This window comes from Kocuria atrinae (assembly GCF_039531425.1).
GTDB classification, from domain to species: domain Bacteria; phylum Actinomycetota; class Actinomycetes; order Actinomycetales; family Micrococcaceae; genus Kocuria; species Kocuria atrinae.
This window is the reverse complement of the sequence record NZ_BAAAQA010000023.1, coordinates 44,134-68,013: the sequence shown is the minus strand read 5'-3', so window position 1 is coordinate 68,013 and position 23,880 is coordinate 44,134. Positions and strand designations below refer to the sequence as shown.

General features: G+C 65.0%; 19 protein-coding genes. 7 read left to right on the top strand and 12 right to left on the bottom strand.

The window, feature by feature from the left end:
- Positions 1 to 177: 177 nt before the first annotated feature.
- The 4 genes from ABD283_RS11325 to ABD283_RS11310 all read right to left on the bottom strand — a co-directional run bounded on the left by ABD283_RS11325 (position 178) and on the right by ABD283_RS11310 (position 5,100).
- A complete protein-coding gene (locus tag ABD283_RS11325; protein WP_344225126.1) occupies positions 178 to 1,362 on the bottom strand; it encodes an MFS transporter in 1,185 nt (394 codons plus the stop codon).
- Positions 1,363 to 1,463: 101 nt separating this feature from the next.
- Positions 1,464 to 2,693, bottom strand: a complete 1,230-nt coding sequence (locus ABD283_RS11320) for a DUF4097 family beta strand repeat-containing protein (protein ID WP_344225125.1) — start codon at positions 2,691 to 2,693, stop codon at positions 1,464 to 1,466.
- Positions 2,694 to 2,702: 9 nt separating this feature from the next.
- Positions 2,703 to 3,359, bottom strand: coding sequence for a response regulator transcription factor (locus ABD283_RS11315; RefSeq protein ID WP_344225124.1), 657 nt, complete (start codon positions 3,357 to 3,359; stop codon positions 2,703 to 2,705).
- Positions 3,360 to 3,363: 4 nt separating this feature from the next.
- Positions 3,364 to 5,100 carry a sensor histidine kinase gene (locus ABD283_RS11310; RefSeq protein ID WP_344225123.1) on the bottom strand — a complete coding sequence of 579 codons (1,737 nt, stop codon included), beginning with the start codon at positions 5,098 to 5,100 and terminating at the stop codon, positions 3,364 to 3,366.
- A 194-nt stretch (positions 5,101 to 5,294) separates the two neighbouring features.
- Here ABD283_RS11310 and ABD283_RS11305 point away from each other — a divergent pair, with 194 nt between their 5' ends.
- Entirely contained in the window at positions 5,295 to 6,599 is a 1,305-nt protein-coding gene (locus tag ABD283_RS11305; protein WP_344225122.1) for an acyltransferase family protein, read from the top strand.
- Here ABD283_RS11305 and ABD283_RS11300 read toward each other — a convergent pair.
- The 4 genes from ABD283_RS11300 to ABD283_RS11285 all read right to left on the bottom strand — a co-directional run bounded on the left by ABD283_RS11300 (position 6,556) and on the right by ABD283_RS11285 (position 13,035).
- Positions 6,556 to 9,069, bottom strand: a complete 2,514-nt coding sequence (locus tag ABD283_RS11300; RefSeq protein WP_344225121.1) for an alpha/beta fold hydrolase — start codon at positions 9,067 to 9,069, stop codon at positions 6,556 to 6,558. The genes ABD283_RS11305 and ABD283_RS11300 overlap by 44 nt on opposite strands.
- Before the next feature lie 37 nt (positions 9,070 to 9,106).
- A complete protein-coding gene (locus ABD283_RS11295; protein ID WP_344225120.1) occupies positions 9,107 to 9,529 on the bottom strand; it encodes a hypothetical protein in 423 nt (140 codons plus the stop codon).
- 435 nt (positions 9,530 to 9,964) lie between these two features.
- A complete protein-coding gene (locus tag ABD283_RS11290; RefSeq protein WP_344225119.1) occupies positions 9,965 to 11,593 on the bottom strand; it encodes a thiamine pyrophosphate-binding protein in 1,629 nt (542 codons plus the stop codon).
- The gene (locus ABD283_RS11285) at positions 11,590 to 13,035 is read right to left on the bottom strand and encodes a sodium:solute symporter family protein (protein ID WP_344225118.1); all 1,446 of its coding nucleotides are present in this window, start codon (positions 13,033 to 13,035) and stop codon (positions 11,590 to 11,592) included. The genes ABD283_RS11290 and ABD283_RS11285 overlap by 4 nt, the downstream gene beginning before the upstream one ends.
- Positions 13,036 to 13,229: 194 nt before the next feature.
- Here ABD283_RS11285 and speB point away from each other — a divergent pair, with 194 nt between their 5' ends.
- The 3 genes from speB to ABD283_RS11270 all read left to right on the top strand — a co-directional run bounded on the left by speB (position 13,230) and on the right by ABD283_RS11270 (position 16,146).
- Positions 13,230 to 14,270, top strand: a complete 1,041-nt coding sequence (gene speB / locus ABD283_RS11280) for an agmatinase (protein WP_344225117.1) — start codon at positions 13,230 to 13,232, stop codon at positions 14,268 to 14,270.
- Positions 14,270 to 15,445 carry an aminotransferase-like domain-containing protein gene (locus tag ABD283_RS11275; protein ID WP_344225116.1) on the top strand — a complete coding sequence of 392 codons (1,176 nt, stop codon included), beginning with the start codon at positions 14,270 to 14,272 and terminating at the stop codon, positions 15,443 to 15,445. Before speB ends, ABD283_RS11275 begins: the two co-directional genes overlap by 1 nt.
- 194 nt (positions 15,446 to 15,639) lie before the next feature.
- Positions 15,640 to 16,146, top strand: a complete 507-nt coding sequence (locus tag ABD283_RS11270; protein ID WP_344225115.1) for a MarR family winged helix-turn-helix transcriptional regulator — start codon at positions 15,640 to 15,642, stop codon at positions 16,144 to 16,146.
- A 92-nt stretch (positions 16,147 to 16,238) separates the two neighbouring features.
- Here ABD283_RS11270 and ABD283_RS11265 read toward each other — a convergent pair whose 3' ends face one another.
- Complete coding sequence (locus tag ABD283_RS11265) at positions 16,239 to 16,853, bottom strand: malonic semialdehyde reductase (protein ID WP_344225114.1); 615 nt, start codon at positions 16,851 to 16,853, stop codon at positions 16,239 to 16,241.
- A gap of 239 nt (positions 16,854 to 17,092) precedes the next feature.
- Between ABD283_RS11265 and ABD283_RS11260 the strand changes: the two genes are divergently transcribed.
- Positions 17,093 to 17,677 (top strand): LysE/ArgO family amino acid transporter, encoded by a 585-nt coding sequence (locus ABD283_RS11260; protein ID WP_344225129.1) that lies wholly within the window; start codon positions 17,093 to 17,095, stop codon positions 17,675 to 17,677.
- A 60-nt stretch (positions 17,678 to 17,737) separates the two neighbouring features.
- Here ABD283_RS11260 and ABD283_RS11255 read toward each other — a convergent pair whose 3' ends face one another.
- From ABD283_RS11255 to ABD283_RS11245, 3 genes are read right to left on the bottom strand one after another with little or no spacing between them, the layout of a single operon-like run.
- Positions 17,738 to 18,490: a succinate dehydrogenase/fumarate reductase iron-sulfur subunit gene (locus ABD283_RS11255; protein ID WP_016997465.1), complete on the bottom strand. Its 753-nt coding sequence runs from the start codon at positions 18,488 to 18,490 to the stop codon at positions 17,738 to 17,740.
- Positions 18,491 to 18,541: 51 nt separating this feature from the next.
- Positions 18,542 to 20,500: a fumarate reductase/succinate dehydrogenase flavoprotein subunit gene (locus tag ABD283_RS11250; protein ID WP_344225113.1), complete on the bottom strand. Its 1,959-nt coding sequence runs from the start codon at positions 20,498 to 20,500 to the stop codon at positions 18,542 to 18,544.
- Positions 20,497 to 21,261, bottom strand: a complete 765-nt coding sequence (locus tag ABD283_RS11245; protein WP_095798509.1) for a succinate dehydrogenase cytochrome b subunit — start codon at positions 21,259 to 21,261, stop codon at positions 20,497 to 20,499. The genes ABD283_RS11250 and ABD283_RS11245 overlap by 4 nt, the downstream gene beginning before the upstream one ends.
- A gap of 138 nt (positions 21,262 to 21,399) precedes the next feature.
- Between ABD283_RS11245 and ABD283_RS11240 the strand changes: the two genes are divergently transcribed.
- Together ABD283_RS11240 and ABD283_RS11235 are read left to right on the top strand one after the other, a co-directional pair.
- Positions 21,400 to 22,698, top strand: coding sequence for a cytochrome P450 (locus ABD283_RS11240; protein WP_344225112.1), 1,299 nt, complete (start codon positions 21,400 to 21,402; stop codon positions 22,696 to 22,698).
- 4 nt (positions 22,699 to 22,702) lie between these two features.
- A complete protein-coding gene (locus tag ABD283_RS11235) occupies positions 22,703 to 23,824 on the top strand; it encodes a polyprenyl synthetase family protein (RefSeq protein WP_344225111.1) in 1,122 nt (373 codons plus the stop codon).
- The last annotated feature ends 56 nt before the right edge of the window (positions 23,825 to 23,880 follow it).

The following is a 23,880-nucleotide window of genomic DNA, read 5'->3' as shown; positions in this document are numbered from 1 at the left end:
CACCTAAACCCTTCAAACCGTCACCGATGTCCTGACACAGAACTGTCACCGATGTCCTGAGACATAACAGCCTCGAAAAGAGGGATAGGGAACCTTAAACCTTCGAGGAAGGCGGGGCGGCCCCCTAAACCTTTCGGGGTGAGACGCGCGGAGTTGGGAGCCCGGAAGCGTGGGGAGTTAGCGGCCCCTGCCTCGGATCCGCAACGACCGGGCGAAGATGATCGCCAGCAGACCCATGAGCGGCACGAAGAGGATGGCCAGCCGCAGCCCCGCGGAGTCAGCCAATGCGCCCACCAGTGGGGGTGAGATCAGGAAGATCACTCGCATGCTCCAGCTGACCAGGGTGAGCCCGGTTCCGGGTTTCAGACCGGGAGCGCGGTCCGCAGCGGCATAGGCACTGGGCACCAGGGTGGCGCAGCCGAAACCGGCCAGACCGAAGCCCACCAGCGCCATGGGAACGTTGGCCGCGATGATCACGGTGCCCATGCCCAGGAAGATCAGTGCACCACCGAAGCGCGTGACGTTCACTTCTCCGAAGGCGTTAATCATCCGGTCACCCAGCAGTCGCCCGATGAACTGCGCACCCACCATGACCACATAGGCGAAACCCATCACGGTCACCGGAGCACCCAGGACGTCCCGGAGATACACGGCGCCCCAGTTGTTGCCGATGTCCTCGACCAGCACCCCGGACATCGCGATGATCGCGAATGGCACCAGGGCCAATAGCGCCTTGCCCGCACCGGCCGGGATGATGGGCACGCCGGCGGTGTCGGTCATGACCTCCGCAGGAACTTCGTGACTGTCAGGGAGCGAGAAGCGCATGGCCCCCAGAGCCACCGCCGCGAACAGGATGCCGCTCAGTGCCAGGTGCATCGGCAGGGGCAGCTGCAGGGCTATCGCGGCGGTACCCATGAGCCCACCCAGCACGGCACCCACACTCCACAGGGCGTGCATGGAGTTGATGATTGAGACCCCAGCCAAGCGTTGCACCCGCAGTCCCTGGGCGTTCTGGGCGGTATCGACCACGGCATCTAGGGCGCCTGCCAGCAGCAGACCGATGAAGAACACCGCCACGTGCGGGATGGATGCGGCGAAAAACACGGACCCCGCCAGCAATATCGATCCCACTGCTGCGGCACGAGCGGTGCCGAAGCGTCGGATGATCGGAGCGGGCAGCGGACCCGCCACCACACCACCGATGGGCAGCGCGATCAACACCAGCCCGTACATCGCGTTGGACAGTTCGAACATGTCCTTGATCTCGGGAAGCCGCGGCAGCAGGTTCGCGTAGATCGCACCGTTGGTCATGAACAGCAACGACACTGCGATGCGGGCTTTGAGGATGCGCGATGGACTCACGGGAACCAGCGTATGGCCTCAGTCAATGCACGAGAAAAGCGGGCCCGCAGCTCCCATGGAGGTACGGGCCCGCTATTAGCGGCGGTCGCGAAACGTGAGTCCTAGTTGTTGGGGAAGTCCCACGGATCGTTCGACATGGCCTCGTCGTACGCGGAGTTCCACCCCTCGCGCCAGTACTGCATATCCGCACTGTCCTGAGCGCTCGCGGGCTGCCCTGCAACGAACAGGCAGGGCCGGTCACCGGGCACGGATTCACACGCCTGCTCGGAGGTCCAGGCAGTTGCGATTCCGGATTCGTCCCGGGCGGAGTTCGACGGCGCCGCGCCAGTCTTGCTCGAAGCGCCCGCGCTCGGGGACGCGCTGGGTGATCCACTGGGCGAAGTACTCGTAGAAGTGGACGGGCTCACGTAAGGCGAGGGAGCGGCGTCGTCCTCGAAGCTCGAGTCGAACGAATCGTTCCACTGTTCGCGCTCGGGGGTGACCGTCTCGGGGGAGCGCGGGTCGTCGAAGCCCTGCTGGGAATTGGCCGGGTACCAGTAGTCGGCGGTGGGCAGCTTGAGTTCGTAGACACCGGACTCGGCGGTCACGGATGTCTGCTCGGGGGCCTCACCGGTGACTCGGACGGAGGTGAAGCCGTTGCGGGTGTGGGCGTCCAGCCGGTCGCTGACCTCGATGCCGTTGAGCACCACCTGACCGTTGGTGGTGCGGGCATCGATCGCGGAGGCCTTGACGGAATCCGCACTCACGGACCCGAACATGGACCGTGCGGTGATCTGGTCGAAAGCGCCCGTCACGTGCACCAGGCCGTGCTCAGCGGTGAGATCGAGCGAGGTGTCCGCATCACTTTCCGGCACGGTAATCTGGATGTTGTTGATGCCACCGGACCACCGGGAAGTCTGCTTGGCGGCATCCAGGCGGACCTCGCCGTCGGACTCCTGCGGAGCGGGCTGATCACCCAGGCCCCATCCGAATTCCTGCCACGTGACCTCCACGTTCTCGACCGTGGGGCTGGTGCGGACTCGAACGTTGGCGCTGTCCGAATCCACCACGATGCTCGAGGCATCGGAGGACGCGGTCCAGGTGTCGGTGCGCTCCTGGGTCATGACCGCGGCGGTCGCGGCACCCGCACCGCCCACAACCAATGAGAGTGCGCCCAGGCCACCGATGATGCCAGTCGCGGTGTTCCAGCCGCGGCGCTGACCCCGGCTGATGGGCGGATTAGTGGGGTGCGGTCCCGCGGTGCGCGGAGACTCGTAGGGTACCTCAGGTGCGGTGTCGGACGATCCGTGGGAAGCGCCGTCGGGCTGGGAAGGAGGAAAATGTGTGCTCATGGCGGTGTCCTAAAGAGAGTGGTCCGGGTAGCCCAGGTACTTGAGAACCGCCAGCACACGGCGGTTGCCGGTCGCTGACGTCACCCCGAGCTTCATGAAGATCGAGCCGATGTGCTTCTCCACGGCCGATTCGGTGAGGTACAGGTTGGTGGCGATGGACGCGTTGGACAGGCCCTGCGCCATCAGCCCCAGCACTTCGCGCTCGCGGGGCGAGAGCAGTTCCAGGTCCTCGCGTTGGCGGGAACGCACCAGAATCTGGGTCAGCACCTCCGGGTCCAGCACGGTTCCGCCCTGGCCCACGGTCTGCACGGATTCCAGGAACTGGTCAACATCCGCCACGCGGTCCTTGAGCAGGTACCCCAGGCCCTCGCGGCGCGAGGCGATCAGCTCGGAGGCATAGCGCTCCTCCACGTATTGGGAGAGCACGAGCACGGCCACCTGCGGGTGCGCGGAACGAATGAGGACCGCGGCGCGAATGCCCTCGTCCGTGAAGGACGGCGGGAGCCGCACATCGACCAGCGCGAAGTCCGGCTGGTGCTCCTCCACGGCCTTCACGAGGCCCTCGGCGGTGTCGGTCTCAGCGACCACTTGGTGGCCGGCGTCGGTGAGGAGACGGACCAGGCCGGCTCGCAGCAGCACGGCGTCTTCGGCAATCACGATACGCACAGGGTCACGCTCCTTGGTTTCCGACGACGTCGCTCGCGGCCTGGTTGCCCACCGGCGCGTTGCGATCGGCCTGGCCACGGTCGGTCTTTTCGCGGCTGGGCCGGTTGAGGTTCGGACCGTTGGTGCCCGTGTGAGCCGAAGCGTTCAGCGGCAGCTGCACGATCACCTCGGACGGCCCGCCCGTGGGGGAGTTCAGGAAGAACTGGCCTCCCGCGGAACGAATCCGGTCCTCGATACCGGACAGTCCGCCACCGGGTACTACCCGTGCGCCACCGCGGCCGTAGTCGCGAATACCTGCCACCACGGTGGAGGTTCCGGGGATTTCGCCGTCCTGGATGGACACGGCCACATCAGCGGTCCGTGCACCGGAGTGCTTGATCGCGTTGGTCAGCGACTCGGAGACCGCGAAGTACACGGCGGCCTCGGTTTCCGGCGTCAGCCGGGGCACGTTCACGTTCACGTTGACCGGGAACGGGGCCTGAGCGGCGACTGCCGAAATGGCGGCGTCGAGCCCGCGATCCTCCAGAACCGCCGGATGGAACCCGCGAGCCAAGCGTCGCAGCTCAGTGATCGCGGCCTTGGTGGTGCCGTGGGCCTCGCTGACGAGTTCCTTGGCGTATGCGGGGTCGGTGTCGATGCGCGACTTGGCCATCGAGAGGTTCATGGCCACCGAGACCAGTTGGGGCTGAACGCCGTCGTGCAGGTCGCGTTCGATGCGAGAACGCTCGGTGTGGGCGCCACGAACGGCGGATTCGCGGGCCTCCGTCGCGTACTCCACCTGACGCCGGGCCTCGGCGGCCTCGCGGCGCAGGGCCGCCGACTCGCTCAGGCGCAGCAGTGTCGAGGACAGACCGCGGTGGGCCAGAGTGACCAAGGCCAGCAGAACCAGGCCGATCAGCAGCCCCAGGAGGCTCATCAGCACGCCGGACCATTCGGGCCAGCCCTGAATCGGGGTGAAGAAGCGCTGCGCAATGGAGTTCTCCGGCGCGAACAGCGGTGAGAGTGCGCCCACGATGCCCGCACCGATGGTCACGAGCGAGAACAAGGACAGCGCACCCAGGATGAAGGTCAGGATCAGGTGCAGGAAACCGAGCCACACGGAGCTGTCGGTCGCGTCCAACCACAGTTGGTGGGGGACCCGCACCCAGTCCGTACGCGGGGTGCGGCGCCGTTGCGGGTCACGCAGATCCAGCCCGAACGACGACGCCGATCGCCGCCGTTCCAGCCACACCGCCGCCCAAATCACGTACACGGTTCCGGCCAGGACCAACAGACCCAGGCCCACCGCGGGGATCATGGCTACGCCCGTGAAGATCAGGGTGCCGATCACGATGATCCAGAAGAAGTTCAACAGGGCATCGATGACGAGGTCCGCAGCTCCGAAGAACATGGTTTTGGGGGAGAAGGCGCTCCACTCGCGTATCGGGCGCTCGTCGGCAGAGCCGGGGCCCATCGCGCCGGGGCCGCCCGGGGTGTTCAAGCCCTGGGCATCAGAGTGGCGAGGGCCGAGATTTCGTGTGGGGGCGGCGTCGTCGGTATTGGGCGCCGCGGTGCTGCCGCCGGCGCTCGACTCGAACAGGGAGTCCTGGGTCTTCTCTCGAGCGGGTGCCTGGGCGGTCGCGGTGCCGCGCGGAGGCTGGGGTGTTCCGTGCGGCGGCAGGGGGCGGGTGTGCTGTGTGTCTGCCGGAATCGCTTCCGTGGGTTCCCACGGTGGAGTCTGGCGCGGGTCTGGTGTGCTCATGTCCATAACGCTACGGTTCTGCGCCTGTTTTCCGCGCCAGAGTTAGCCACCGAGTCCGGGTGGGGTTTTCCCCACCTCCGGTGTTCCGGGCTGAGTCCGAGGCTGCCTCCGAGGGTGAAGTGGGCGGTGTCATCTCACTCCACAATCACGCTCATTCCTCACACACACGTGTGTAGCTGCCTACACTGAAGTACATGAGCGACGGCGTGCAGACCCACTCCGCCCCCACCCGGGCCCGTGGCTCTGCTGCGCTCGCCGATCGTGACGTCGCTTCTGACGCCGCGCGTGTGGGATGCGTGATCGCCGTGGTGTTCATTCATTTGCTCATGGTCACCCTTACTGCGGATCCGGAGACGGGCGAACTCATCTCCGTGATGGTCCCCACGGAGCAACCCTGGTACTGGTGGGTCACGTGGATCATGCAGATCATGCCGTTGTTCTTCGTGGTCGGAGGCGTGGCCACGGCTGGGGCGCTGCGGCGCAGGGCCAGGGGAGCGGCACCGGCGGAATACGTGCGGGAACGCACCCTGCGACTCATACAACCGGCCGCGGTGCTGTGGTTGGTCTTCGCTCTTGGGGCGATGATCGCTTTGGCGGCCGGGGTCGGCGATGAACTTGTTACGTTCGCGTTGTCCGGCATGGGCATGCCCCTGTGGTTCCTTGCCGCGTACTTGATCGCGCAAGCGCTGGCTCCCACCTTCTTGGAATTACACGAACGCATGGGCTGGGTGTGGTGCTGGTTCCTGCTTTCGTGCGTGGTGGCCGTGGACCTGCTGCGCATCGCCACGGATCAGCAGTGGTGGGGCTTGTTGAACATGCTGTTCGTGTGGCCGCTCATTCAGCAATTCGGATTCTTCCGGGCTGATGGTTGGTTCGCGGCGCGGAGCACGGTCGCCCTGCTCGGGATTGCCGCCGGTTGCTACGGGCTGCTTGCCGTGTGTGTACTCTCCGGGCGTTACGCGCCGGACATGCTCACCAACCTGAACCCGCCCACGGTGTGCCTGGCGTTGTTGGGACTCGCCCAAGCGTGCCTGCTGCAGGTGTTCACCCCCGCGCTCAACCGGCTCATGCGTTGGCGGCCCGCGCAGGCTGTTGCGTACGTGGTGGGAACACGTGCCATGACCATTTACCTGTGGCACCTCCCGGTCATCATCCTGGTGATGGCGGCATGGTTCTTTGCCGGCGGCTATGACCCCGTACCCGGGTCCGCTCAGTGGTGGTTGCTGCGCATCCCGCTGGCCGTGCTGTGCTGGGCGGTGGTTCTCGCGGTCGCCACGGCGCTGGTCAGAGTCGAGCGAGCGTCGGTGAAACCCTGGGGCAAACTCAGGTTGACGCCCCTGGCGGTACTGGTCGGGTTGATCTGCGCGGTGGTTCCGCCGCTGTTGGAGATCGTGACCCTGCTGACCCCCGCCCTGGTGCTGTGGGGTGCTGCGGGCTCGGTGGTGTGCCTGGTGATCATGAAGTGGGGCGTTGTGCCGGCTCCACGAGGTGTTCGGTGACGTAACTCAACAGGGTGGGCATCAAGGCGGGGTGTAACTGGTGCCCCATGCCGGGGATCTCGATGAACGTGGCACCCGGAATAGCCTCAGCGGTCGCGGGGCCGCCGTCCGGTCGAACGATCTTGTCCTTGTCACCGTGAATCACCAGGGTGGGAGCGGTGATGTCCGCGAGCACCTCCGCACGATTGCCGGAGGCCCGAATCGCGCCGATCTGGCGCCGCATGGCCGCGGATTCACCGTGCGGGTTGAGCGACCGATCCCAGTGGGCCGCGGCCAGTTGCGCCTCGTAAGCCTCATCGATCGGATAGCCCGGCCCCGCCAAGTGCCGCCCGATGATCGTGCGACCCCTGATGTACACCGACCGATTGGGCGCACCCGGGAGCATCAACATGGCCGCGGTGGAGGTTGCGGTGGTGCCCACCTCGGGGTCCCCAGTGGTCGAACAGATGGAGACGAGGCGCCGCACGAGCTCCGGATGATGTGCAGCCAGGGACTGGGCGATCATCCCGCCCAACGAAAACCCGATGAGGTCCGCCCGGCCGATGCCGAGCGCTCGCATGGTGTCCGCAACATCCTCGCTCATGTCCTCCACGGTGTACTGCTCCGCGGGGAGGTCACCGCTCAGCAACTGCCGGGCAGAGGGTGCCTTGGACGTGGCCCGGAACGAACGGCCTTCGTCCCGGTTGTCGATGCGAACCACGCGGAACCCCTGTTTGACCAAGGATTTCACGAAGGAGATGGGCCATGCGGTCAGGTCAAAGGCCAGACCGGTGATCATGATGACCGCTGGGCCGTCCTCGGGGCCGTCGATCCGTACGCACATGCTGCGCCCGTCACCGAGATCCACGATTTCCTCTACGCCCGTATCTCCCGGCCCCGCGAGCAAGGTGGGCAGCTCCTGGAGAACGGGGGCGGCGGCGTCGTCGAACCGTAAGAACTCATCGACCACGGGTCGCGACCTGAGCTCGCGGCGGTCGGCCAAGTAGCTCATGGACATCAGCCACGGGCTGCGGGTGCCCTGTTTGGGGAGGCCGTCCAGTGCGCGTTGGATGTAGCCGGCGTCGAAGTCGAGCAGGGGTTTGGTCTTGAGCCCGTCCGGGGCGACCGGTCGTGCGGAGACGGCACCGATCCCGTCCATGTGCGCGAGCAGGCGCGAGAACCAGTCGACGAGAAGACCGATCTTGAGCGTCCAAGACGCGTTGGTGTATCCGATCGCGAACGCGAAATTGGGCATGTCACTGAGCATCACACCGCGGTAAGCGACCTTCTCGGTGAGATCCACGGGCGTGCCGTCCAAGCTGAAGCGGGCCCCGCCGAACAGCAACACGTTGAACCCCGTGGCGGTGATGATGATGTCCGCCGGGATCTCCTGGCCGTTCTCCATCCGCACGCCGGACTCGGTGATTTCGTCGATGGTTCCGGTGACCACGTGGCCACTCCCGGATTTGAGCGCACGGTAAAAATCCCCACCCGGCGCCACGCACACGCGCTGATCCCACGGTTTATAGGGCGGGCTGAAGTGTTCTCTGACGGAGACGTCGTCGGGAAGCTGCGATTTGTTGACCGCCGCGATAGCGCCCCTGACCAGGTGCGGCGCGATTTTGCTGGTCTTCCACAGCAACCGTTGCTGCCGAGTGGCCACCGCGCGGGCAACGTGCGAGGAGCGCTCGTCACCCAGCCGAGGTTTGAGGGCTTTCGCCAGATGATTCTCCTTGGGAACGGGAATGATGTAGCTGGGCGTGCGCTGCACCATGGTCACGTTCGCTCCACGTTCCACGAGGGCGGGCAGCAGCGTGATGGCGGTGGCACCGCTGCCGATGACCACCACGTTCTTGCCCGCCACGTCCATGTCTTGGGGCCAAAGCTGCGGGTGAACCACGGTGCCCTGGAACCGCTTCAAGCCCGGGATGTCCGGTTCATTCGGCTGGTCATAGCGGTAGTAGCCGGTCGCGTTGAACAGCCACGAGGCGGTCACTTCCAGGTACTCACCCGTCCCGCTGGGTTCTCGGGGTGCCGACGACGCCGCGGGGTCGCCTTGGTCCCGCTGTCCCTGGGCGGGGTGGGGGCCAGTGCGCCGAGCTTCTGGTGTGGCCGTGCGTTCCACGGTGACGCACCAGTGGCTGTGGTGAGGAGACCAGTCGGCGGCGACCATGCGTTGGTTGAAACGGATGAGCTCGTTCACGCCGTACTCGCGAGCGGTGTCGCGAATGTACTGCAAGATGGCCGGGCCTTTGGCAATGGATTGAGGTCCGGTCCACGGCCGGAATTCGTATCCGAAGGTGTACAGGTCCGAGTCCGCGCGCACTCCCGGGTAGCGGAACAGGTCCCACGTACCGCCAGTAGCATCGCGGGATTCCAGGATGCCGATCTTCTTGTGTGGGTGTTCCTTGCGCAGTTTGCACGCAGCACCAATGCCGCTCAGACCTGCGCCGATGATGAGGATGTCGAAGTGCTCAGCGTCCGTGGACATGCTTCATGAATAGCAGGGGTTCCTGCGATTTACATGATCAATCCAGGTGGTCCCACACACTGAGATCCTGCCAACCAACGGTCACGGTACGGAGGTATTTGGCGCCCTTGACCTCCCGCGCTGCTTGCTCGGTGGCAAAAACTCCCAGGGGAGCTGGATTGCGGTCCGCTGAAACGTGGGAATGACGGCTGCGTCTGCCTTCGAACACGATGAAGAGCTGATCGCCGTCACCCACGGCCGGCGCGTCAGGAACGGTGAAGCGTTCCCACATCACTCGGTAGGTGGGGCGAACGGCCAGCTGATCCTTTTCAATGGCGCGGGCATCGAATTCGGTGCGGGTCACGGCGACAAGCGGGGCGTCTGAGGATTCAGGGTGCTGTTGGAAGACCAGAAATGTCTCAGGTTGGCCGCCACGGAAATTGAGGAGCTTCTCAAGAATGGATGTGAACGGTCGGTTCATGGATTAACCATGGCCGACAAACCACCGGTTGTCTGCTGTTTTACCATTTATGAAGGCAAACGTTCCAGGTGTCACCAATGTTGTTGGCGATTCTGGTGAATTCTGCACCGTGCTAGGAGAGGAAGCCCGTCAGCTGAAATCGCACGGGTGGGGGTGGCGTCCGTTGTGCTCTGCATTCCGAGGGGCTACATCACCGGATGGTGGCGAATACGCACTGATCGACGTTACGACCCGCTCTCTCGGTCCCGTAATCTGATCGACTTTCCGACCCGGATTTCCGGATTTCCGGGCGTTACCGTCGATCAGTATGCAGACGGCCGTAGCGGCCGGGTCGAATCGTCGATCAGACTGCTGCCGGGGTAGCCGGAGCGACCGGCGCGCGGTCCTAACGTCGATCAGACTGCGACCTCGTACCTTGGAACCCCGGGCCCAGCCTCAGATCCGGAGGTGCACCAGGCTCGGCCCGGAGATGCTCAGCGCTTGTTCCACGGTGGAAGCCAGGCTGTCCATGGTGGCGGGCAGTCCGGTGGCACCGAAGGATTCCGCGAGCTGAACCCAGTCCGGCTGTTTGAGGTCCACGGCCAGCGGGTCGATGTCACGGTCCACCATGCCTTGGCGAATCTCGCCGTAGCCGCCGTTGTCCACGCAGATAATCGGCAGGTCCAGTTCGAGTTCCACCGCGGTCATCAGCTCTTGGATGCTGAACATCAGGGCACCGTCGCCCAGTAGACACACCACCGGGCGATCCGGGGCGGCCAATTTGGCGCCGATCGCGGCGGGCAGGCCGTAGCCAAGCGTCGCGTACGTACCCATGTACAGCAGCGAGTGCGGGGTGGGTGCGCGGAAGAACGTGGTGGAGCCCATGTACGTCACCTGCGAGGAGTCACCGGCCATGATCGTGTTGTCCGGGACCACTTCCATGATGGTTTCGTTGAGCGCGGCCAGGTCGGGAGCCCACTGGCGCCCCTCGTTGTCCATGGCGTCGAATACCTCGCGCAGGTCACGGGCTTCCCGATCGCCGACGCCGCTCCCCCCGTCCGCACGCAAGGCCCCCAGCAACTGCGGCACCACGGCCGCCGAGTTGCCCGGAACCTCGATATCCGGGGTGAGGTTGCACAGCATCTGATCGCGCATGATGTCCACGCGAATGATCGGCCCCTGGGGCGCGATGTCGCCGCCCCACAATTCGGCCTCGCCCACCTTTGAGCCGATGACCAAAAGAGCATCCGCAGTGCGCAGGAACGAATGCGCGGTGCTCAGCCGCAGGTCCGCGCCCAAGGACAATCGGTGCTTCTCCGGAATCGCGCCCTTGCCGTTGGTCGTGGTGATGACGGGAGCTTCCAGCAACTCCGCCAGCTCCAACAACTGAGGGCCAGCAGCCAACGAGCCACCGCCGGCCAGGATGACCGGTCGGGAAGCTGCGGCGAGCGCGGTTGCTGCCGCATCGACGTCGGACGCCGGTGCGGGTTGCGGCGCGCCCAGTGGACGCGGGGCCGTTGCGGAGGCAGGCACGTCCGATGGGCCCTCGAGGATGTCCAGCGGAATCTCGATGTGAATGGGCCGTGGACGGGAATGAGCAAAATCGCGCATGGCGTCGTGAATCATGATCACGGCCTCGGCCCCGGAGGTCACGCGGCGGGACTGACCCACGATGGCGTTGACGGCCGCGGAAGGGTTCTTGGTCTCGTGCAGCGACCCGATGTCCCGGAAATCCTGCCCCACCGGGCGTCCCGGGGACAGCAGGATCATGGGTCGGGATTCGGCGTAGGCGGTGGCCGCACCGGAGAGCGAATTCAGCAGCCCCGGCCCGGAGGTCGTGATGACCACGCCCGGCAGCCCGCTTACCTGCGACCAGCCGTCCGCGCCGTAGGACGCGCCCTGCTCGTGCCGCGTGGTGATCGCCCGGATCCCCAGCGCGCGCAGCGGCCGGTAGAACTCGAGCGAGTGCGTGCCCGGAATGCCGAACACCGTGTCGATCCCGTAGCCGCGCAGGGTTTCCAGGACCGCGCGGGCCACGGTGCGCTCGGGGTACGACGTCGCCTGGTTGTCTAAGTTTTCGCTCACGACTTGGCCTCCTTGATCCGCTGGGACCACTCAGTAGAGATTTCGGACGAGGTGCGCTTGGTCAGAAGCGACACCACCACGTAGACGAGGACCGAGGACAGCAGGCCCAGGTAGATGGGGACGTTGGCGAGTACGCCGAACACCGCCATCGACACCAGGGTGACCAGCGAGCCCACGGCCATGGAGACTGCGGCGCCCATCGCGGTTCCGCGCTTCCAAACCAGACCGCCCAGGATGGCGACCAACAGGCCACCGACCAGCACGTTGTACGCAGTGGTCAGGGCCACCACGGTGGAGGGGACGAGCATGGAGATGAACGTGACCACCAGTCCCACGACCACCACGTAGACGCGATCCTTGAAGACGGAGGCGTCCTCGGAGCGGGCGCGAGCGACGTCGTCGTGGGAAGCCCCGAACAGGCCCTTGAGGGTGGGGATCACGTCAACGCGCGCGACCGTGGATGCGGCGATCATTGCGCCGGAGGCCGTGGACATCATGGCCGCGACACCGGCGGCGAGCACCACGCCACCCAGGCCGGCGGGAACGTGCATTTGGGCCATGGCGGCGAATGCCTCCTCCGGCACGGAGAGGTCGGGGAGTACGGCTGCCGCGGCGGTGCCGATCAGCGCACCGGCAACGCCGTACAGCGCAACGTACACGGCGGCGCCCAGGCCGGACCAGCGGGCGACCTGCGGGGAGCGGGCGGTGAACACACGCTGCCAGATGTCCTGACCGATCAGCATGCCAAAGCCGTAGACCACGAATTGCGTGATGATCGCTTGGAAGCCCATGGAGCCCCAATGGAAGTAGGTGGTGTCCAGGCGTTCGGTCAGTCCGTTGATGCCGCCGGCGGCGGAGAGCGAGAACGGCAGCAGGATCAGGAACATGCCGATGGTCATGAACACGAACTGCATCAAGTCCGTCAGGGTGATGGACCACATTCCGCCCAACACGGAGTAGCCGATCACCACTGCACCGCCCAGCAGGATGGCCCACGGACGGGAAATCGGGAACAGCACGGAGAAAATCGACGCGTAGGCCGCGGTGGAAGTCACCGAGATCATGAGCGTGTACGCGAGCATCACGAACGAGGACGCGCTGGCCCCGCCCCGGTCGCCATAGCGCAACTGCAGCATCTGCGAGACCGTGAAGACCTTGAGCGACTGGATGCGTCCGGCGAAGAAGAGACTCAGTGCGGCCAGGCCGGTCGCGATGGCGACCACGAGCCACATGCCCGAGATGCCGTACTGGTAACCCAGGCCCACGCCTCCCACGGTGGACGCGCCACCCAGAACGACGGCGGCCATGGTGGAGGTGTAGAGACCGGGACCGAGCCGCCGGCCTGCCACACGGTAATCCGTTGCCGTCTTGGCGCGGCGTGCCGCCCACAGCCCGATGGCCACCATGGCCACCAGGTACAGCACAATGACAAGCACATTCATGAAGGGATACTCCTCGAGACATGACGGGGGGCCGCTGGTGCGAGACGGGTTGATCTCGCGGAACCGGTACAGGGCATAGGGTTTATGCACCAGGTCACAGAAAAATATCACTGCAGCGACGTTGGGCCGATCACATCCTGGTTGCCCGCGGAGCGTGTGGTGTCCCGAGCGATCCTCGGGAAGAAGGGAGAACCGTGGAACCGGAACGCATTGTGGAAACCACGGCTGACGGGCAAGAACGCGTGGGGCCGGTCAATGCGGCCCTCACCCCGCGGTGGGTCGGACCCGCCACGTTCGCCCGCTTACCGCGTACGGATCAGGTCGAACACACGGACATTGCTGTGGTGGGAATCCCGTTCGACTCCGGAGTGTCGTACCGCTCCGGTGCTCGCTTCGGCCCCAATCATGTGCGCGAATCCTCGCGGCTGCTGCGGCCCTACAATCCCGCTCAGAATCACTCACCGTTCGCCCACCTGCAGGTCGCGGATGCCGGTGATCTGGTGGGTAACCCGTTCGACATCAAGGACGCCATCACGGCCATCGAGACCGGTGCGCTGGAGTTGATGGGTTCTGACACCAAGATCGTGGCCATCGGTGGCGATCACACCATTGCCCTGCCCCTGATGCGCGCCGCTCATTCTCGGCACGGCAAGATTGCGCTGCTGCACTTTGACGCTCACTTGGATACGTGGGACACCTACTTCGGCGCGGAGTTCACGCACGGCACGCCGTTCCGCCGGGCCTTCGAAGAGGGCATCATCGATACGGACGCCGTGATGCACGTGGGTACCCGCGGCCCGCTCTACGGCACTCAGGACTTGGAGGACGATTCCTCCTTCGGGTTTGAGATCGTCTCCTCCGCGGATGTCATGCGCTCCGGTGTGGATGCCGTTGTCCAGACATTGCGCGAGCGCGTGGGCGACCGCCCGCTCTACATCTCCCTGGACATCGACGTCCTGGATCCCGCCCACGCACCCGGAACGGGCACGCCCGAGGCCGGTGGCATGACCAGCCGCGAGGTCCTCGAGATCCTGCGTGGCTTGCGTGGACTCGATGTGATTGCGTGCGACGTCGTGGAGGTCGCCCCCGCTTACGATCACGCCGAGATCACCGGCATTGCCGCAGCTCACGTGGTCTATGACTTGATCACGCTCATCAGCCTGGGCCCCGACGCAGCTGCCGACGGCCCCGCGTACGGCATCTCCGGCGCGCAATACGGCGAGGGGGCGAAGTAATGGAGTTCGCATCACGCGCGGCGGAGTTTCGCCCTTCGCCGGTCCGCGCCGTCTTCGAAACCGCCATGGACCCGTCCGTTGTGTCGCTGGCCGGCGGCAACCCGGACCTGTCGGTGTTGCCGGGCGGGGACATCGGTGCCTTGGCCTCGTCCCTGTTGGCCGAACGCGGCGGAGAGATTCTGCAGTACGGTTCCGGCGCGGGGACGACGCCGCTGCGAGACCTGGTCGTGCAGCTCATGTCCCGGGGTGGTTCGGATATCACCTCCGCGGATGTCCTTCCGACCACGGGATCACAGGCCGGCCTGGACCTGGTGACCAAGCTGTACTGCAACCCGGGGGACGTGATTCTCGCTGAGGGTCCCACTTACGTGGGTGCCTTGGGCGTCTTCGGTGCCTACGAGGTGGACGTCCGTCATGTGGAAGTCGATGAGCACGGTCTTGATCCTCAACGTGTTGCTACCGCTTTGGAGCAGCTGGCTGCGGAGGGTAAACGGGTCCCGTTCGTATACGTGATCCCGAGCTTCCAGAACCCGACGGGCGTGACCATGCCGGCCGAGCGGCGTCGTGAATTGGTGCGTGTCTGCGCCAAACGCGACGTGATGATCGTGGAGGATGACCCGTACCCGCTGTTGTCCTTCGATCGCTCCGGACCGCTGCCCTCGATGCACGGCATGGATCCGGAACACGTGATTCACCTGGGCAGCTTCTCCAAGATCTTCGCTCCGGGGCTGCGTGTGGGCTGGCTCGTTGCCCCGCCTGAGGTGCGAGGGCGCCTGCAGATCGCCGCCGAGTCCGTGGTGATCCACCCGTCCAATCTGGCCCAGTCGCTGGTGACCTCGTGGGTCGGATCGGAGCAGTGGGAGCCAGCGCTGGACCGGGCTGTGGAGTTCTACCGGGAGCGGTGGCAGGCCATGAAGGCGGCGCTGGAGGAGTTCATGCCTGAGCACGCCTCGTGGACCGAACCGACCGGTGGCTTCTTCACCTGGGTTACGGTGCCCGGACTGGCCGACAAGGACGATCTGTTGCGGGATGCGATCGAGCAGGGAGTTGTCCTGGTACCCGGCTCCGCATGCTACTCAGACGGCCGGTCCTCCGACGCCGTGCGCCTCGCGTTCTCCGGCGTCTCACCGGTGCGCATCCGGGAAGGTGTGAAGCGGTTCGCGCAGATTCTGTAAGTCAGACCGCGTTCTCCACCGCGATTCGCCGGTCCGGTTGAGTCATATGTGAGGGAACCGCAACCAGCGGGTCTCAAGGGAGGGAAGTGCTGAAATCTTCACGGATTTCAGCACTTCCCTCCCCTGACATTTCCACTGCTTCACGTGCTTCAATAAGTTGCTATTTTCTGAAGCATAAATTAGGTTAACTAACTATGGATAAGACTCCCGCTGTTGAGAGCCAGTCCCAGGGCTCCGTGCCCATTAGAAGTGCCGAACAACTTCGCACGGCGCTGCGTCACGGGGTGTTCTTCCTCCGGCGTTTGGACAATACGCGGGAGCTCACCAGCCAGCAGATCAGCCTCATGTCTATGTTGACAGACGGCGGGGTCCGCATGACGACTATTGCAGCGAACCTCGGAGTTCGTACCCCCACCGCAACCCAGAGCGTTGACCGCCTCATGAAGTCTGGGCTGGTGGAACGGCAACCCGATCCCGCCGACGCCCGCGCGGTCCTCGTGAAGCTCACGCCCCGTGGTCACAATGTGATCGCCGCTGAAGACCGCCACCGCAACGAGGTGGTTGCCAAGGTTCTGGCACGGCTGAATGACGAAGAACTGGCCGCGCTCGATGCCGCCATGCCCGTTCTCGAAAAGCTCGCCAACCCGCTCGGCGGCATGACGGGGGAGCATCAGCCCCGTCCGGGAGTCCGAAAGGACTGAGCAACAGCTAAAGCAACATCTGCACTCAAAAACCAAGCGAGCCGGTTCCGCCTCACTGGGCAGGTCCGGCTCGCTTTTCATATGGGGCGAGATCAGATGGTCTCGGTGACATCCTCGGCGTCGAAGCGCGGGTTGCGCGCGTACTCCGGCTCGACCGGGGTGCCCAGGTTGACGACCACGATGGAGTGCTTGCCGGCGCCCTCGAAGAACTCCTCGTCCACGCCGGCCGGGTTGAAGCCGGTCATGGGGCCTGCAGCGAGGCCTGCGGTGCGGGCGGCAATGATGAAGTAGCCCACCTGGATGTGGGAGTTGGCCTTGCCGCTGGTGATGCGCATGTCGTCGTTCTCGTCGTACATGCTCTTCATCTGCGGGGCGGCCGGCAGGAACTCGGGGAAGTGCTCGTGCCAGTTCTCGTCGTAGGACAGGATGGCGGTCAGCGGAGCGTTGCGGGTCTTCTCTTGGTTGCCGCGGCTCATGTGCTTGACCAGGCGCTCGCGGGCCTCCGGGGACTCGACCCAGGTGATGCGCATGGGCTGGGAGTTGAACGCGGTGGGGCCCATCTTGGTGAGCTCGTAGATGGTGCGCTTCTGCTCATCGGTCACGGGGGCGTCCGTGAAGTGGCTCGCGGTGCGGGCATCGCAGAACAAGCGATCCACGGCGTCCTGGTCGATGGCCACGGTCAGATCAGCGGTTGCGGTCTCAGTCATCTAGCGTCCTCTCGTCGTTCTCTCGGTTCGGGTGCCCACGCCGACGACGCGCACACCTCCCGGGAAATTGTTTCGTCGGAAAGCATAACGGCGGAAACGTCCGATGTAGTCCCGATGTAAGGAAAGTAACTCCTGCACTCGCCCGCGCAGTAATTTGTGACTATGCATGCCGCAACTGGTTTCCGCCGGTCAGGGGCAGGGTCTAGTTTTGTCGAGTGACTTCCGTCTTCATCCCCGGCATGCTGACCGGGCTGGCCCTCATCGTGGCGATCGGTGCCCAGAACGCGTTTGTGCTGCGGCAGGGCATCCGGCGTCAGCACGTGTGGGCCGTGGTGCTCATCTGCATCGCTTCGGACGTGTTTCTGATTTCCGTGGGAACCGCGGGGATCGGGTTTCTCATCGAACGCGTGCCGTGGTTACTTGAAATCTTCCGCTGGGGTGGCGTGGTCTACCTGGTGGGCTTCGCGATTCAATCGTTCCGCTCAGCCATGAAGCCCCAGGGCCTACAGGCAGCCGAGGAAGGCGGTGGGTCTCTCAGGACAGTGGTCCTGACGACCTTGGGGCTGACCTGGTTGAACCCCCATGTGTACCTGGACACCGTGATCATGCTGGGCAACCTGGCCAATCAACAGGGCGATCAACGATGGGTCTTCGCAGCAGGAGCCATCATGGGGTCCGTCATCTGGTTCATCGCACTGGGTGCGGGCGCCAAAGCGCTCTCGCGGGTCTTGAATACCCCTCTGACCTGGCGCATCGTGGACATCATGGTGGGCGTGGTCATGCTGGCCATTGCCTCAAAGTTGGCGCTGAGCCCGGCGGTTTAATCATCGGGACTGGGCCACGGGGTCAAACTTTCCCCTTCTGCGGTTGTCGAGGCGCAGTAGTCAGTCATCCCGATTCCGCCGCACGGCGGCACGGGCAGCCTCACGGTTCACGGCACTGATGGCTGACAGGGGAATGCCCGCGGGGCAGACCTCTGCGCATTCGCCGTAGACCGAGCACGGGCCGAACTCTTCCTCGGCGGACTCCACCACGCCGCGGGCACGTCGTCCGCGCTCCGGCTTGCCCTGGGGAAGCGTGGCCAGATGAGTGAGCAACGAGCCGGTGAACAAGTGCGACGACCCGTTCGGGCAGGCTGCAATGCACGCGCCGCAGCCGATGCACGCCGAGAAATCCAGGGCTCGCTCCGCCATGTCGAACGGGATCTGGCGGGTGTCCGCATCCGGGGCCGTGCCGGCGTCCACGGATACGAATCCGCCCGAAGCCACCACACGGTCCATCGCGGAACGGTCCACCACCAGGTCACGAACCACCGGGAAAGCTGAAGACCTGAACGGCTCCATCCGAATATGAGCGCCGTCCGAGAATGACCTCAGGTGCTGACGACACATGGGTGTGTGCGGCTCCGGCCCGTGCGGGACGCCGTCCACCGTGATGCCGCACGTTCCGCAGATGCCCTCGCGACAATCGGTATCGAAGGCAATCGGGTCATCCCCGGCTTCGACCAGCTGCGCGTTGAGTCGATCCAGCAGCTCGGGCAGGGACATCTCCGCCGCGGCGTCATCCACGGTGTACGTGACGAATTCCCCGGCGTCTTCATCGGATGCTTGGCGCCATACCTCAATGGTCAGTTTCACGGTCGGTCTCCTCACACGTGACAACGAATCGCAATCTCTCACGAACCGCCATCACTTGTAGTTCCTGGTCTGCAGCGGAACTGTCTCGAACGACAGTGGTTCCGCGTGCCGTATGGGCGTGCCCGGGTGCTCGGGCGTGCCGGGCACGTGCTCCCACGCGGATACGAACGCCCAGTTCTCGTCATCGCGCTGCGCTTCGCCGCCTTCGGTCTGGTGATCCTCACGGAAGTGCGCGCCGCAGGACTCGTCGCGGTCCAAGGCATCCAGGCACATGAGTTCGGCCATTTCCAGATAGTCGGCCACGCGACCCGCGCGCTCGAGTTCCTGGTTCAGCTGCCGCCCCGTTCCCGGAACTCGCAAGTCATTCCAAAATTCCGAACGCAAGGAGCGGATCTCGTTGAGGGCAGTTTCCAATCCGGACACCGTCCGGGACACTCCACAACCCGTGTACAAAATGTCGCCGAGTCGCCGGTGGAAGTCGTCTGCACCGCGGGTTCCACCGATGGACAGCAGCTGCTCCGTGCGGGCCTTGACGTCGTTGATCGTGGCGCGCACGGCGTCGTCGTCAAGCGACAGGGGAGCGGTCCCGAGGTGCGAAGCCAGGAAGTTGGGGACGGAGAACGGCAGGGTGAACCAGCCATCCACGCACGCCGAGAGCAGTGAGTTGGCGCCCAACCGGTTGGCGCCGTGATAGCCCCATCCGGCCTCGCCACCCACGAACAAGCCGGGTACTGAGGTCATCATGTCGTAGTCGCTCCACAGCCCACCCATCGCGAAGTGCGCGCCCGGAGCGATGCGCATGGGCTGGGTGTAGGGGTCCTCACCTGTTGCATCGAAATACATGGAGAACAGGTTTCCGTAGCGCTCCTTGATGGTCGGCTTGCCCAGCCGTTCCATGGCGTCTCGGAAATCCAAGTACACGCTGTTCTTAAGCGGGCCCACGCCGTGGCCCGCCTCGATCTGTTCGCGCGCCGCCCGAGAGGAGATGTCTCGCGGGGACAGGTTGCCGTACGCGGGGTACTTGCGCTCCAGGTAGTAGTCGCGCTCGTCCTCGGGAATCTCGTTGGGTGGGCGGTCGTCACCGGCCCGCGCCGGAACCCAGATGCGTCCGTCATTACGCAGCGACTCACTCATCAGCGTGGTTTTGGACTGCCAGTGCGAACTCACCGGCAACGCGGTCGGATGGAACTGGATGAAGGATGGGGACGCGAAATACGCTCCGCGCCTGTGCGCCCGCCAGGCCGCGGTCACGTTCGAATTGTGCGCGAGCGTCGAGCGGAAATACACGTTGCCGTAGCCGCCCGTGCACAGCACCACGGCGTGAGCGGTCTCCGCCTCGATCTCGCCGGTGTACAAGTTGCGGCACACCACGCCCTGCGCGCGACCGTCCTTGACGATCAGATCCAGCATCTCGCGATGCGTGCGCAGATCCACGCTGCCCGTGCCCACCTGGCGTTGCAGCGCACGGGACGCCGCCACCTGCAGCTGCTGACCCGTCTGGCCACGCGTGTAATAGGTGCGCGAGACCTGCACGCCACCGAACGACCGGGTGCGCAATTGCCCGCCGTACTCTCGGGCGAACGGTGCGCCGATCGCGTCCATATGGTCGATGACGCGCACGGATTCCTCCCCGAGACGGAAACAATCGGCCTCGCGCCCGCGGAAATCCCCGCCCTTCACGGTGTCCTTGACGAACCGCTCGAGTGAATCGTTGTCCACCTTCTTCGCGCGGGCCGCGTTGATACCGCCCTGGGCCGCCACCGAGTGGGCACGGCGGGCGGCGTCGTGGAAGGTATAGACGACGACGTCGTAGCCCAGCTCCCCGAGCGCGGCAGCACATCCCGCCCCGGCCAGTCCCGTACCCACCACGATCACGCGGAACTTACGCCGGTTGAGCGGGCTGACCAGTTTGTAATCGAGTTTCCGGCGGGCCCATGCGGTGGCCGGATCGCCGTCGGGAATGCGGCCGTCCAGGGGTTCGGAGGCGCGGTCGGTCAACGGGGAGCTCATGAAATCAGTCCTGTCAGAACAGCCACGGGAATGGTGATGTTGCCCAGAGCGACCACCAGGGCCACCAGAAGGGCCACCGCGGCCAGAATGTTGCGGGCCTTGGAACCCACGCCGATGCCCAGGTCGTACACCGAACTCACCAGGCCGTGGAGCAGGTGCAGGGCCAGGGCCAGCATGGCCACGATGTAGATCAGAGAGGCCGGCCAGCGGCTGAACGAGTCCACCAGGTTCGAATACGCGTAGGACGATTCGTGCGTGGCGGCTTGGAAGCCGTCCGGGGCCGCGGGGGAGGTGCCCGTGGTCAGATCCAGGATGTGGAAGATCACGAACAGCAACAGCACCACACCGGTGACCAGCATCGATCGGCCGGCGAACACGGAAAGGCCCAGGCCGCGGCGTCGGCGAATGCTGGGCGCGCGGGCACCGCCGCGGGCGCGCCGAGCACGGGATTTCAGAATGAGGGCGCACACGATGTGGGCGATCACGCTGACCAGCAGCACCACGCGCAGGATCCAGAGCAGCCCCTCGTAGGGGAGCACGGGGTAGAACGCGTTACGCAGCCAGTGCGCGTACGAATTGAAGGCCTCGGGGCCCTGATAGACCTTGAGGTTGCCGATCATGTGGACCAGGACATAGGCCGAGAAAATCAGACCGGTGATGGCCATGATGTATTTGGCAGCCACGGATGAGAACCGGCTGCGGTGACCGGCGCGCGTGACGGGCGCGGATCCACTCGGACGGGCAGGGGCGGGTGCTGACATGGCGGCTCCAGCTTCGTAGACGGAAGCTGCGGACGCAGCTCCCGGCGACCTCTCACCCCAGCTTATCCGGGGTGTCCTCAGCATTGGGGGTATGGCGCGCCGTATCCACAGGTGCTTTCGTGAGTGACAATGGGGGATGTGAGTGCCGAACGTATGGCGGCGGACGGCCCCGCGGGGGCCCCGACTGCGAACCAGTGCCCGGTGACAGGGCGGAGCGACAGCCAGGATATGGATCAGCGAAAAGCCACCGACGGTGAATGGAACACCGGCATCCCCATCGAGAGGGTGGGTGACGGCTGGCGCATCAGTTCGCTGAACCTTGCACGCCAGGTACTGCGGAACCAGAAGACCCTGCAGGCTGGCTTTCGAGCCGAGCAGGTGCGTGCCGGACTGCGCAAGTCACGCCACCCCGTGCTCTTCGCAGACGGCCCCGAGCACCGCAGGCAGCGCTCCATGATCGCTCGCTTCTTCGCGCCCACCACCGTGGACACCACCTACCGCGAGCTCATGGACCGGTACGCCAAAGAAACGCTGGCCGAGTTGGACCGCACCGGATCGTTGGATCTGGGTGAGGCGGCTATGGGGTACTCGGTGCGCGTGGCCGCCCACATCGTGGGCGTGGACGGCACGGACCCGGATGCCATGGGCAAACGACTCATGAAACTTTTCGCCAACGACGGCGATCCCACCGCGGCACCTCGCAACGCGGTGGACAAGGTACGGTTCGCGGTCCGCTCGACCTTGAGCAACCTCCCGGTGGTCACGTTCACCTGGCACGACGTCCGCCCCGCGGTCAAGGTCCGCAAGAAGGAACGGCGGGAGGACGTGATCTCACACCTGTTGGACCAGAACTACACCCTAGCCGAGATCGCCACCGAGTGCCTGACCTATGCCGCGGCGGGAATGGTCACCACACGCGAATTCATCGCCATGGCCGCGTGGCACTTGCTCGACAACCCACCGCTCCTCGAGCGGTTCACGGTGGCCGGCAAGGGCGAGCGGTACGCCATGCTGCACGACATCCTCCGGTTGGAGCCCGTGGTGGGGCTACTGTACCGGCGGGCCACTGAGGATATCGAGCTCGAACACGAGGGACAGAGTTACACGATTCACGCCGGGGACATGATCTCGATGTCCATCAAGGACACCAACGTGGACACCGAGGTCTTCGATCAGCCGCGTGCGGTGTGCCCCGAGCGCAAGCTTCCGCGGGGAACTCGTCCCGAAGGCGGGGCTTTCGGCGACGGCGCTCACCGCTGCCCCGGTCACTTCGTGGCCATCCAGGAGACCGACGTGTTCCTGCGTGAACTGTTCAACCGCGGGATCGAGAAACTGTCCGAACCCGAGCTGTTCACTGACGCTTTGATTGCCGGTTACCGGGTGGAGGGCCTGCGCGTGGGCCTTGCCTCAGCCGGTCAGAGCGGTGTGCTGAAATAGGAATATGAAAAAGTACTCCTCTTACACACAGAGCGGCATCGGCCGGCCCGTGGAGGAGTTCACCGCATCCAAGACCCTGCAGGGGTTCTTGAACAATGCGATCGAGCGTGCGGAAGAGGTCAACCCTCGCTTTGCCGAGCTGTGGCGAGAGATCGCCCGCGTAGCTAACGGCGGCAAGGGGGTGCGCCCGCAGCTGCTGCACATGGCCACTAACTCCTACCCTGCCCGTCCCGTGCACCCGGTCATCAACGCCGTGGGCGCCGGGTTCGAGCTGCTGCACACCGCGCTGCTCATCCATGACGACGTGATCGATCAGGACGAACTGCGCCGCCACCAACCCACGGTCAATGCGGCGGCCGAACGGCGCGCGGCGACGCGCATGGCGTTGGGCGGCCGAGCTGCGTCGGCAGTGGGAACGGAACACGCGAAACAGTACGGCCGCAGCGTGGGAATTCTGGCCGGGGACTTGGCGCTCACGGGTGCGTACCGGTTGATCGCCACCTCTCACGCGCCGGAATCGCGCCTGTTGCGGTTGCTCGCGATCCTGGATGAAGCGGTGTTCCGATCCGCGGCCGGAGAGTTCTTGGACGTGGAACACGCCCTGCCGGGGCTGACGGTGTCCCATCAGGAGATTCTGTCGGCCACTCGATTGAAGACGTCCGCGTACTCCTTTGAAGCCCCGCTCGCCGCGGGTGCGGTGCTGGGCGGCGCCCCCCTGGCGGACGTCAAGGCGCTCAGCAGTGTCGGCCGAGCCATGGGCACCGCGTATCAGCTCGTGGACGACGTCCTGGGCGTGTTCGGTGACCCCGAACAGACCGGGAAATCCGCGCAGTCTGATCTGCGCGAAGGCAAGCGCACCATGCTCGTTGCGCTGGCCGAGCACGGACCGTACGGGCCCAAGCTGAAGGAGATCCTGGACCGGGCGGCCGTTGAAGGCCTCAGCGATGAGGACGCCCACACGGCCAAGGACCTACTGGAACGCTGCGGCGCCCGCGCCGGTGTGGAACGGATGGCCGAACAAGCCGCCCAGCGAGCCAAGGGTCTGCTCGAGGACTCAGAACTGCCGGCCACGTTGGTCGAGAAGCTGGTGGAGACCACGGACGACATAGTGCGGCGGACCAGGTAGGCCCACCGCACTATTCGTCGCCGCAGTCAGTACTGCATTCGCAAGAACCCGAGCGG

Excerpts from the sequence above, each read along its gene's own strand:
- ABD283_RS11320 (WP_344225125.1), bottom strand. The coding sequence starts at position 2,693 with ATGAGCACACATTTTCCTCCTTCCCAGCCCGACGGCGCTTCCCACGGA.
- ABD283_RS11310 (WP_344225123.1), bottom strand. The coding sequence starts at position 5,100 with ATGAGCACACCAGACCCGCGCCAGACTCCACCGTGGGAACCCACGGAA.
- ABD283_RS11305 (WP_344225122.1), top strand. The coding sequence starts at position 5,295 with ATGAGCGACGGCGTGCAGACCCACTCCGCCCCCACCCGGGCCCGTGGC.
- ABD283_RS11300 (WP_344225121.1), bottom strand. The coding sequence starts at position 9,069 with ATGTCCACGGACGCTGAGCACTTCGACATCCTCATCATCGGCGCAGGT.
- ABD283_RS11295 (WP_344225120.1), bottom strand. The coding sequence starts at position 9,529 with ATGAACCGACCGTTCACATCCATTCTTGAGAAGCTCCTCAATTTCCGT.
- ABD283_RS11285 (WP_344225118.1), bottom strand. The coding sequence starts at position 13,035 with ATGAATGTGCTTGTCATTGTGCTGTACCTGGTGGCCATGGTGGCCATC.
- ABD283_RS11275 (WP_344225116.1), top strand. The coding sequence starts at position 14,270 with ATGGAGTTCGCATCACGCGCGGCGGAGTTTCGCCCTTCGCCGGTCCGC.
- ABD283_RS11270 (WP_344225115.1), top strand. The coding sequence starts at position 15,640 with ATGGATAAGACTCCCGCTGTTGAGAGCCAGTCCCAGGGCTCCGTGCCC.
- ABD283_RS11265 (WP_344225114.1), bottom strand. The coding sequence starts at position 16,853 with ATGACTGAGACCGCAACCGCTGATCTGACCGTGGCCATCGACCAGGAC.
- ABD283_RS11260 (WP_344225129.1), top strand. The coding sequence starts at position 17,093 with ATGCTGACCGGGCTGGCCCTCATCGTGGCGATCGGTGCCCAGAACGCG.
- ABD283_RS11250 (WP_344225113.1), bottom strand. The coding sequence starts at position 20,500 with ATGAGCTCCCCGTTGACCGACCGCGCCTCCGAACCCCTGGACGGCCGC.
- ABD283_RS11245 (WP_095798509.1), bottom strand. The coding sequence starts at position 21,261 with ATGTCAGCACCCGCCCCTGCCCGTCCGAGTGGATCCGCGCCCGTCACG.
- ABD283_RS11235 (WP_344225111.1), top strand. The coding sequence starts at position 22,703 with ATGAAAAAGTACTCCTCTTACACACAGAGCGGCATCGGCCGGCCCGTG.